Genomic DNA, 7,097 nt, shown 5'->3' on the forward strand with positions numbered 1-7,097 from the left:
GTGGCGCACCGGGTCGCCCACCCGTCGTGCCGACGGGTGGGCGACCGACGCACTCAGGGGCTGGTGCAGGTCGGCGACGGGCTGGTCGGCGTGCCGGTGCCGAGGAAGCCGAAGGTCGTCGAGGTGCCGGGGGCCAGCGCACCGTTGTAGGAGACGTTGCGGACGGTCGCGGTCGAGCCGCTGGTGCTCAGCGTGCCGTTCCAGACCTGGCTGATGCCCTGTCCACTGCCCAACTGCCAACGGGCGGTCCAGCCGTCGACGGCGGCGCTGCCGGCCGTCACCGTGACCTCAGCCTGGAAGCCACCCGACCACGAGCCGATCGTGCGGTACGTCGCGGTGCAGGCGGTGCCGGGCGGCGGGGTCGTCGGCGGCGGGGTGGTCGGCGGAGGCGTGGTGGGCGGCGGGGTGGTGGGCGGAGGCGTGGTCGGCGGCGGGGTGGTGGGCGGCGGGGTCGTCGGCGGGGTCGTCGGCCCGCCCGGCGGCACCAGGGGGCAGGTGGAGCTGTACCGGGAGACGCCGGTGCTGTTCGCCAGCGGGCAGAGGAACTGGGTGTAGCGGGTGTCGTAGTCCAGGAAGATCTTGAGCCAGGGGATCAGCAGCCGCATCTCGGTCGGGTTCGACCGGGTGAACGACAGGTGGTCGTTGCCGGCCAGCTCCGCCCAGGCGTGCTCCACCCCGGCGGGCAGCGTGTTGTAGATGCCCTGCACGTAGGACGGGGTGACGGTGCCGTCGTTCTGCCCCGACAGGAGCAGGGTGGGGACCTGGGTGGTCGACATGTTCAGGTTGTTGCCGGGCGTACCCGGGGCGAGGCCGACAGCGGTCCGCAGCGACGGCCGCCGCAGCGCCGCCAGCAGGGTGCCGGCCCCGCCCGCGGAGTGGCCCATCACGCTGAGCCGGTTGGGGTCCACCCGGTTGCGCACCGGGCTGGTCCGGGTGAGGTAGTCCAGCCCCGCGAGCAGCTGGGTGGCCCGGGCGTCAGCACCGTCGGTACGGCTGTTGGTCTCGATCCCGAGCACCACGAAACCGAAGGACGCCAGCCAGGGGCCCATCCAGGCCTCCTCGTTGGCGAACAGGGCGGAGTACCCGGGCACGATCGCCACCGCGCCCCAGGTGCCCAGGCTGGTGTCGGTCGGGTAGTAGACGAACCCGCCGTTGAAGCCGTTGCCCGCCGGCACGGTCGCCTGCGTGGTGGCGAACGGCCCCCGGGTGGCGGCCACACTCGCCGGGGTCGGGTCCGGGCCACGCTGGTAGGGGTTGTCCGCCGCCGCCGCGGCGTGCGGCATGCTCGCGGTCGCCACGAGGCCGAGGAGCACCACGAGGCCCGCCGAGAGCCAGCTCACGAACCGGGGTACGGAGGTCCGGCGGCCGGCCGGGGGTGGGGTCGGGGGTCGATCTGTCGGTAGCGTCACTTCGGGCCTCTCCTTCGGTTGACGGGGGCTGCGGACTACCGCCGGCTCCACTGCTGGTTGGCCTGGCCGTTGCAGGTCCACAGGACGAGCTTCGTGCCGTTGGCGGTGGCCCCGCCGTTGGCGTCGAGGCAGAGGCCGGACTGCACGCCGGTGATGGTGCCGTTGGCGTTGAGGTTCCACTGCTGGTTGGTGCCGCCGTGGCAGTCGTACGTGGTGACCAGGGTGCCCGGGGTGGTGCCGTAGCCGGCGGCGTCCAGGCACTTGGTGCCGAGCACGGTCAACGCCCGGCCGGAGGTGTACGTCCACTGCTGGTTGGTGCCGCCGTGGCAGTCCCAGAGCTGCAGCTGGAGCCCGTTGGTGGTGGCGGAACCGGGCACGTCGACGCACCGGCCCGAGGGGGTGCCGACGATCGTGGTGGTCTGTCCGCCGCTGTTGCCCGGGTTGCCGATGCTGCCGGGCACCGACTGCAGGGCGCTGTACCAGCGGGCGGCCATCTTGTCGTAGCCGCCGGAGGTGGGGTGGATGCCGTCGATCAGGTCGGCGGTGGACAGGGCGCTCTGCATGTCGACCAGGTGCACCCGCTTGCCGGCGTTCACCTTGCTCTGCACGATGCCCGGGATCGCTGCGTTGAAGGTACGCGCGGCCGCCGCCTGGTTGCCGTTGGAGAGCGTGATGATCTGCGCGACGAACACCTCCGCGGTGGGTGCGGTGGTGGTGATCCGGTCGATCAGGGTGGAGAGCCGGTTCGGCGCGGTGCCCACGTTGTAGTTCTGCAGGATGTCGTTGGTGCCGATGTGCAGCAGCACGGTCTGCGGCCGTTGGTTGTTCAGCCAGCCGACGATGTTGGCGTCGATCTGGTCGATGCGCCAGCCGGGGTGCCCCTCGTGGTCGTGGTCACCGAGGCTGCCCGGCCCGTTGAACTGCGATCCGGTGAAGTCGATCGTGTAGCGGCCGGCGGCGAGGCGCTGCCAGAGCCCGATCCGGTAGCCGCCCGGCACCTGGGTGCCCTCGGTGATGGAGTCGCCGAGCGGCATCACCCGTACCCCGCCGTTGGATTCGGCGTGGGCGGGGCCGGTCGGTGTCACCACCCCGGCGGTCATGACGCCGAGTACGGCGAGCGCCGCGAGCCATCGTGCCCTCGTTCGCATGGATTTCTCCCCTGGATCGGTGGAGCTGGCCGAGGGCGTGGGCCGGTCGGACGGCCACCGTGGTGAGGGGCGGCACGTCGGTGACGCGGGGCGGCCGGACCGGACAGCCCGCCGGCCGCCGGTCCCGCCGGGCACACGCCGATCGCCACCTCGACAGGACGAGGTGGTCTCGGCACCGGGACGGGTGTGAGCGTTAACAAAGACCATTGTAAATACTTGTCGCTGACCTGGTCCAGTTCGGCCCACCAGCCACCCCCGACGGAAGGCGATCGGGCACCCGGACGGGCCGACACCGCGACACCTGTCCGCTCCGCGAGACGTACGCCACGACCGAGGTCACCGGCTGACCCCACCACCCGAACCCTGACGGACGGGGCGGCTCACCACACCGGCGAGCCGCCCCGTCCGTTCGTCACCCGTACCTCAGGGCTGCGGCAGCGCCGCGTCGATGATCGCGGCCTGCTCGACCTCGTGCTGCTTGGCGGAGCCGACCGCCGGGGCGGCGGCGGCCGGACGGGAGATGCGGCGCAGCCGCACCCCGTCCAGGTGCTCCACCAGGTTGAGCGCCACGAACGACCAGGCACCCTGGTTGGCCGGCTCCTCCTGCACCCAGGCGACGTCCTCCGCGTGGGGGTACCGGTCGAGCACCGCCCGGAGTTCCCCGACCGGCAGCGGGTAGAGCTGCTCCAGCCGGACGATGGCGGTGTCGCCGATGCCGCGGTCGGCGCGGGCCTGCACCAGGTCGTAGTAGACCTTGCCGGAGCAGAGCAGCACCCGCCTGACCCTCTCGGCGGACGGCGCCTCGACACCCGGCCCGCCGTCGTCCAGCACCGGCTGGAAACCGCCGGTGGTGAAGGCCGCCACGTCCGAGACGCAGAGCCGGTGCCGCAGCAGCGACTTCGGCGAGAAGACCACCAGCGGCTTGCGCTTGGCCGACAGGGCCTGCCGGCGCAGCAGATGGAAGTAGTTGGCCGGGGTGCTGGGGATGGCGACCCGCATGTTGTCCTGCGCGCACAGTTGCAGGAAGCGCTCCGGCCGCCCGGACGAGTGGTCCGGCCCCTGCCCCTCCTGCCCGTGCGGCAGCAGCAGCACCAGCGACGACCGCTGACCCCACTTCAGCTCGCCGGAGGAGAGGAACTCGTCGATGATGGACTGCGCACCGTTGGCGAAGTCACCGAACTGCGCCTCCCAGAGCACCAGCGCATCGGGGTTCTCCACCGAGTAGCCGTACTCGAAGCCCATGGCGGCGTACTCGCTCAGCAGCGAGTCGTGCACGAAGAACCGGGCGTCGCCGGCGGCCAGGCGGGACAGCGGCAGGTACGACTCACCGGTGGCCGCGTCGACGACCGCGGCGTGCCGTGAGGTGAACGTGCCGCGTCGCGAATCCTGGCCGGCCAACCGGACGGTGACGCCCTGGCTCAGCAGCGAGCCGAAGGCGACCAGCTCACCGAAGCCCCAGTCGATACCGCCCTCGACCGCCATCCGCGCCCGCCGCTGCAACACCTGCTGGACCCGCTTGTGCGCGGTGAACCCCTCCGGCAGGTGCAGGTGCGCCTCGCCGACCGCACGGACGGCCGCCGCGTCGACGGCGGTGTCGACCTGCTGTTCGGGCGCCGCGGACCAGGACGGGCGGGCCCGCGACGGCGCGACGGCCACGTCCCGGCTGGCCTTGAAGACCCGCTCCAGCTCAGCCTGGTACTCGCGGAGCTGCTGCTGCGCGGTCTCGACGGTGATGTCGCCCCGGCCGATCAACTCCTCGGTGTAGATCTTCCGGACGCTGCGCTTGGCATCGATGATCTCGTACATCCGGGGGTTGGTCATCGACGGGTCGTCGCCCTCGTTGTGCCCACGGCGGCGGTAGCAGACCAGGTCGATCACGACGTCCTTGTTGAACGCCTGGCGGTACTCGAAGGCCAGCCGGGCGACCCGGATCACCGCCTCCGGGTCGTCGCCGTTGACGTGGAAGATCGGCGCCTGGATCATCCGGGCCACGTCGGTGCAGTAGAGCGACGAACGGCTGTACTCCGGGGCGGTGGTGAAGCCGACCTGGTTGTTGACCACCACGTGCACGGTCCCGCCGGTGCGGTAGCCACGCAGCTGGGACAGGTTGAGCGTCTCGGCGACGACCCCCTGCCCGGCGAACGCGGCGTCACCGTGCACCAGCACCGGCAGCACCGTGTAGCCCTCCAGGCCCAGGTCGAGCCGGTCCTGCTTGGCCCGGACGATGCCCTCCAGCACCGGATCGACGGCCTCCAGGTGCGACGGGTTGGCCACCACGCTGACGGTGGTGCAGTGCTGGCCGTCGGGCGTGGTGTACCTGCCGGTCTGCCCGAGGTGGTACTTCACGTCGCCGGAGCCGTGCGCCGAGTCCGGGTCCATCTGGCCCTCGAACTCGTTGAAGATCTTCTCGTACGGCTTGCCGACGATGTTGGCGAGCACGTTGAGCCGGCCCCGGTGGGCCATGCCGATGACCAGCTCGTGGAAGCCGCCCTCGGCACAGGCCTGGAGCACCTCGTCGAGCAGCGGGATCAGCGACTCGCCACCCTCCAGCGAGAAGCGACGCTGACCGACGTACTTGGTCTGCAGGAAGGTCTCGAACGCCTCGGCGGCGTTGAGCCGGTTGAGCAGGTGCTGCTGTTCGTCCGGGTCCGGCTTGGTGTACCTGATCTCGATGCGCTCCTGGATCCAGCGACGCTCCTCCGGCTCCTGGATGTGCATGTACTCGACGCCGACCCGGCGGCAGTAGGTGTCCCGCAGGACGCCGAGCACGTCGCGCAGCCGCATCTTCTGCCGGCCGGCGAAGCCACCGACCGGGAAGGTCCGGTCGAGGTCCCACAGGGTCAGGCCGTGTTGCAGGACGTCCAGGTCGGGGTGCCGGCGGATCGTGAACTCGAGCGGATCGGTGTCGGCCATCAGGTGCCCGCGCACCCGGTAGGCGTGGATCAGCTCGATCACCCGGGCGGCCTTGTCGATCTGCCCCTCGGAGGTCCGGGCCACGTCCCGCATCCAGCGCACCGGCTCGTACGGGATGCGCAGCGAGGTGAAGATGTCGTCGTAGAGGCCGTGCTCACCGAGCAGCAACTCGTGGACCGTCTTGAGGAACTCGCCGGACTGCGCGCCCTGGATCACCCGGTGGTCGTACGTGCTGGTCAACGTGGTGACCTTGCTGATGCCATGGTCGGCAAGCGTCTCGTCGGACATGCCCGAGTACGGCGCCGGGTACTCCATCGCGCCGACGCCGATGATCGCGCTCTGGCCGGGCATCAGCCGGGGCACCGAGTGCACGGTGCCGATGCCACCCGGGTTGGTCAGCGAGATCGTCGTGCCCGAGTGGTCCTCCATGGTCAGCTCGCCGCGCCGGGCCCGCCGGACCACGTCCTCGTACGCCTGCCAGAACTGCCGGAAGTCCATGCTTTCGCACTTCTTGATCGACGGTACGACCAGGGTGCGGGTCCCGTCCGGCCGGGCCAGGTCGATGGCGATACCGAGATTGACGTGCTCCGGCTGCACCAGCGCGGGCTTGCCGTCCACCTCGGCGTAGGAGTTGTTCATCTCCGGATGCGCGACGACCGCGCGCACCAGCGCCCAACCGATCAGGTGGGTGAAGCTGACCTTGCCACCCCGGCCCCGGGCGAGATGATTGTTGATCACGATGCGGTTGTCCACCAGCAGTTTGGCCGGCACGGCGCGGACACTGGTGGCGGTCGGCACATGCAGCGAGCTGCTCATGTTCTGCACGATGCGGGCCGCGACCCCGCGCAGCGGGACCGTGCTCGCGGCGGTGGCCGGGTCACCCGCCGCGCCACCGCCGGAGGTCTTCCCACCGGTCGCCCGGGTTCCGCCGGACCGCCCACCGGGCGACCCGGCCCGCTCGCCGGACGCGGGAGCCTGCCCGGCCCGGGCGGTCGGCGGGGTCGGTGCGCTCGCCCCGGTCGCCGCCCCGGCGTGGGCGTCCGCGGGCCTCACCACATCCGGCGCAGCCGCCGCCCGCGGCGCGGCCCCGCCCTCTCGCGCGGCCCCGCCCTCTGGCGGGGTGGTGTCCTGAGGCGGGGTGGCCGCGTCCTCTGGCGGGGCGGTCGAGGCCGGTGGCGGGGTGGGCGTGGCCGGTGGCGGTCGGTAGTCGGCGAAGAAGTCGTGCCAGGCATGGTCGACGCTCGTCGGATCGGCCAGATAGCGCTGGTACATCTCGTCGACGATCCACTCGTTGGGACCGAAATCCGCGAGCGGATTGTCCTGCGAGGTCTGCTGGGTCGACACAGCCGGGTTCGCCTCTTTCACCTCAGATTGACGGCACGCGACGGTCTCATCACGGTGGACGGAAACCACGTCCGATTCAGGCTACGCCGCCACGTCCCAGCATTGTGGACACGGCCCACCGGCAGATCCCGCTCCACCGGAAGTCCGGTCCCGCTCCGCCAGGGCTCGGGTGCGGGCCCGGGCCGGTGCGGTCGCCGACCGGCGCCGGGACCAGAAGGCGTCGCCGAGCCGCCGCCGCTCCGGTTCCCCGACGTACGTGTCGTAGGTGGTGCCCCAGCGGACC

The 7,097-nt window shown here is 71.4% G+C and carries 3 protein-coding genes and 1 pseudogene; all 4 read right to left on the reverse strand.

Features of this window, described 5'->3' with window-relative positions:
• Positions 1-53 precede the first annotated feature (53 nt).
• Positions 54-1,409 carry a cellulose binding domain-containing protein gene (locus tag AB0K25_RS00095; RefSeq protein WP_219465187.1) on the reverse strand — a complete coding sequence of 452 codons (1,356 nt, stop codon included), beginning with the start codon at positions 1,407-1,409 and terminating at the stop codon, positions 54-56.
• Positions 1,410-1,444: 35 nt separating this feature from the next.
• Positions 1,445-2,557 (reverse strand): SGNH/GDSL hydrolase family protein, encoded by a 1,113-nt coding sequence (locus AB0K25_RS00100; protein ID WP_219465188.1) that lies wholly within the window; start codon positions 2,555-2,557, stop codon positions 1,445-1,447.
• A 423-nt stretch (positions 2,558-2,980) separates the two neighbouring features.
• Positions 2,981-6,814: a multifunctional oxoglutarate decarboxylase/oxoglutarate dehydrogenase thiamine pyrophosphate-binding subunit/dihydrolipoyllysine-residue succinyltransferase subunit gene (locus tag AB0K25_RS00105; RefSeq protein WP_363817248.1), complete on the reverse strand. Its 3,834-nt coding sequence runs from the start codon at positions 6,812-6,814 to the stop codon at positions 2,981-2,983.
• Positions 6,815-7,015: 201 nt separating this feature from the next.
• Positions 7,016-7,097: pseudogene (locus AB0K25_RS00110) on the reverse strand (ROK family protein); the annotation flags it as partial.

The sequence above is a fragment of the Micromonospora sp. NPDC049257 genome (assembly GCF_040678915.1).
In the GTDB taxonomy this organism is placed as follows: domain Bacteria; phylum Actinomycetota; class Actinomycetes; order Mycobacteriales; family Micromonosporaceae; genus Micromonospora; species Micromonospora antibiotica.